Below are 3,041 nucleotides of genomic sequence, written 5' to 3'. Positions count from 1 at the left end.
TAATTCAAGTGAATTTGTTTGAAAGAAGAACTTTAAAAGCTTTATTTTCACCCGATAAAATACCCATAAAACAAGAGGAAGCTCAAATGAGCTTCCTCTTGTGAAAAATTGTGGGACAGCAATGCCTATCCAGGTCGCTTTTTTATTAAATCAAGCTTTAAAAATTAATGTGGCCACTGACCTAAAGTTACCCGGTCATTTCCGCCATAATCTTTCACTGTACGGACCTGTTTATAGCCAGCTTGAGTAAACAGATGGCGGACCGCATCGCCCTGATCATAGCCGTGCTCAAGCACAACCCAGCCATTTACGGTTAGATGCTTTTTAGCTTGCTGAATAATCATCTCAATATCAGCCAGACCATTTTTGTCTGAAACCAGCGCACGTTCCGGCTCAGTCGCCAGATCTGGCATATGCTCATCGTCTGCATCAATATACGGTGGATTAGATACAATCGCATCAAAGAACTGCCGACCAAATGGTTTTAGCCAGGAACCAAGCACAAACTGCACCTGATCTAAATCATGCTGTTCCGCATTATATTTCGCAACTTCCAGTGTGGGTTCATAAATATCCGAAGCGGTAACAGACCAGTTAGGGCGCTCAGACGCCAGTGACAAGGCAATGGCACCGGTACCAGTTCCCAAGTCAACAATTCGTGCATCTTCCGGCAGGTCTAATTTCAGGACTGTTTCGACCAGCACTTCGGTATCCGGCCGTGGTACTAGCGTATCTTTAGTGACTTTTAGATCCAAAGTCCAGAACGGTTGTGAACCTGTGACATAAGCCAATGGCTCACCTGCAGCAATCCTCGCCAGGCTTTCGACATAGGCCTGTTCCTGTTCAGGCGTTAACTGCTGGTCTTTTTTCATTACCAGATCAAAAGCATCAATCTTGGTAATGTGTTCCAACAGCCAGGCATTTTCCTGACGTTCATAACTTTCAGGTTCACCACGTAAAGCCAGTGCTTCTTGAATGTTCATTAGCCACCATTCTGCTGTGCAAGCATGGCCAACTGATCGGCCTGATATTCACGATGCAGACTGTCTAATAGCTCAGTCAGATCACCTTCCATCACGGCATCCAGCTTATATAAAGTCAGGTTAATACGGTGATCGGTCATACGACCTTGTGGATAGTTATAGGTGCGAATACGTTCTGAACGGTCACCCGAACCGACCAGGTCACGGCGCATTTCAGAAGTCGCTGCATCTGCTGCGGCACGTTTGGCATTTTCCAGACGTGAAACCAATAAAGCCATCGCTTTGGCTTTGTTTTTATGCTGTGAACGTTCATCCTGACATTCCACCACAGTACCGGTTGGAATGTGGGTAATACGAACCGCAGAATCGGTTTTGTTAATGTGCTGACCACCTGCACCTGATGCACGGTAAGTATCAATACGTAAATCTGCCGGGTTAATATCGACTGAAGTGTCTACATTGACTTCTGGCAGAATGGCAACTGTACATGCAGAAGTATGCACACGACCTTGCGATTCTGTCGCAGGCACACGTTGTACACGGTGCGCACCACTTTCAAATTTCAGGCGACCATATACGCCTTCGCCATTAATCAGGCAGATGACCTCTTTATAGCCGCCATGTTCGCCTTCATTTTCAGACAGGATTTCAATACGCCAGCCTTGAGATTCCGCATATTTGCTATACATACGGAACAAATCACCCGAGAAGATTGCCGCTTCATCACCACCGGTTCCGGCACGGATTTCCAAATAAGCAGAGTTGGCATCATTCGGATCTTTTGGAATCATCAGGATATTCAAATCAGCCTCAAGCTGTTCGATCAGGGCTTTATTTTCCTTAATCTCTTCCTGCGCCATTTCCTTAAAGTCAGGATCAGACAGCATGGCTTGCGCAGTTTCAATATCTTCTTCAGCCTGTTTGTACTTGGTCCAAACGCTGGTAATCTCGGTTAAATCATTATGCTCACGTGATAACTGGCGAAAACGCTTGTTGTCCGAAATCACTTCAACATCTGCCAATAACGCAGTCAGTTCTTCATGACGGTCAGAGAGTTGGTCTAATCGTAAACGTAACGATTCTTTCATTTTCTAAAAAATCTCAAACATAAGGCTGTGCCTAAACAGTGATTTAGCACAGCGAAATCAAAAAATTGCGCCTAGTTTAACGATTCTCTGGGTCAATGAACATCATTATTCAGTAAGTCATTGCTTAGATGCAGCGATGTCACCGCCATTTGTTAACAAATATAAATAAAATCTTCAGTTTTGGATTTTTTCTGCTCAATTCGATCCTTATTTATTTCTCATTTTACAAATTGGCAAATAAACACATTAAATATGGAGGTAGATCTTCACATTCTTTTGGGCATGATTTGTTACATTTTCTGCGTCGAAACACACTAACATATGAAAGTCCTATCAGGGACACGGAGTTACAACATGAAACTCAATGCAATTTTACTGAGTGCTGCAATGGCTGCAGGCTCAATGATGACAGTGAGTGCGCATGCAGACAGTACTGCACGTGTGGCAGCAGCAAGTGCTTTAGGTAGCGTTGCTGGTACTGCACTGGGCAAAAACATGGGGGGCAACACTGGCGCAACAATTGGTGCTGCGTTAGGTGGTGCAGGTGGTGCTGCTGTTGCAAGTAACAAGAAAAACCGTACCTCATCTGCAATTGGTGGTGCTTTAGGTGGTGGTGCTGGTTATACCGTAGGTAAAAACATGGGCGGTTCTAATGGCGGCTATATCGGTTCAGCACTCGGTGCTGCGGGTGGTGCAGCATTAGGTAATAAAATTTCTAAAGATAAGGCAGCCGATCGTGCCAAAGCGAATCGTGCTAAACACTGGAAAAAACGTCACCGTTAATTTCTTGCCCTTAGGCTCTTTAAATTCGACGCTACATTTAACATTAAAAGCACCTGTTTGGGCACTGCTGTCCCATAGTTTGCTTTAAATAAAAAAACCTGAGTCCTAACAGTTAAAATATGAGTGCAAACAAACACTTTAACGACCAGGATTCAGGTTTTGTCACATCAGAATACCGTATTTCATG

3 protein-coding genes are annotated in these 3,041 nt (G+C 44.2%); 1 reads left to right on the top strand and 2 read right to left on the bottom strand.

The window, feature by feature from the left end; translation table 11 throughout:
* Positions 1–164: 164 nt before the first annotated feature.
* Together prmC and prfA are read right to left on the bottom strand one after the other, a co-directional pair.
* On the bottom strand, positions 165–983 hold the full coding sequence (gene prmC, locus FTV18_RS15500) for a peptide chain release factor N(5)-glutamine methyltransferase (protein WP_159123180.1): 819 nt from the start codon (positions 981–983) through the stop codon (positions 165–167).
* Positions 983–2,071, bottom strand: coding sequence for a peptide chain release factor 1 (prfA, locus tag FTV18_RS15495; protein WP_180018801.1), 1,089 nt, complete (start codon positions 2,069–2,071; stop codon positions 983–985). The genes prmC and prfA overlap by 1 nt, the downstream gene beginning before the upstream one ends.
* A 354-nt stretch (positions 2,072–2,425) precedes the next feature.
* On the opposite strand from prfA, the gene FTV18_RS15490 reads away from it, so the two are divergent.
* Positions 2,426–2,854, top strand: a complete 429-nt coding sequence (locus tag FTV18_RS15490) for a glycine zipper domain-containing protein (RefSeq protein WP_034171622.1) — start codon at positions 2,426–2,428, stop codon at positions 2,852–2,854.
* Positions 2,855–3,041 lie beyond the last annotated feature (187 nt).

Source organism: Acinetobacter sp. YH12241 (assembly GCF_013417535.1).
Lineage (GTDB): Bacteria > Pseudomonadota > Gammaproteobacteria > Pseudomonadales > Moraxellaceae > Acinetobacter.
Note: the sequence above shows the minus strand (reverse complement) of the source record. Positions and strands in the feature narration are given on the sequence as shown.

Coding starts and splice junctions, on each gene's coding strand:
- prmC (WP_159123180.1), bottom strand. CDS start 983: ATGAACATTCAAGAAGCACTGGCTTTACGTGGTGAACCTGAAAGTTAT.
- prfA (WP_180018801.1), bottom strand. CDS start 2,071: ATGAAAGAATCGTTACGTTTACGATTAGACCAACTCTCTGACCGTCAT.
- FTV18_RS15490 (WP_034171622.1), top strand. CDS start 2,426: ATGAAACTCAATGCAATTTTACTGAGTGCTGCAATGGCTGCAGGCTCA.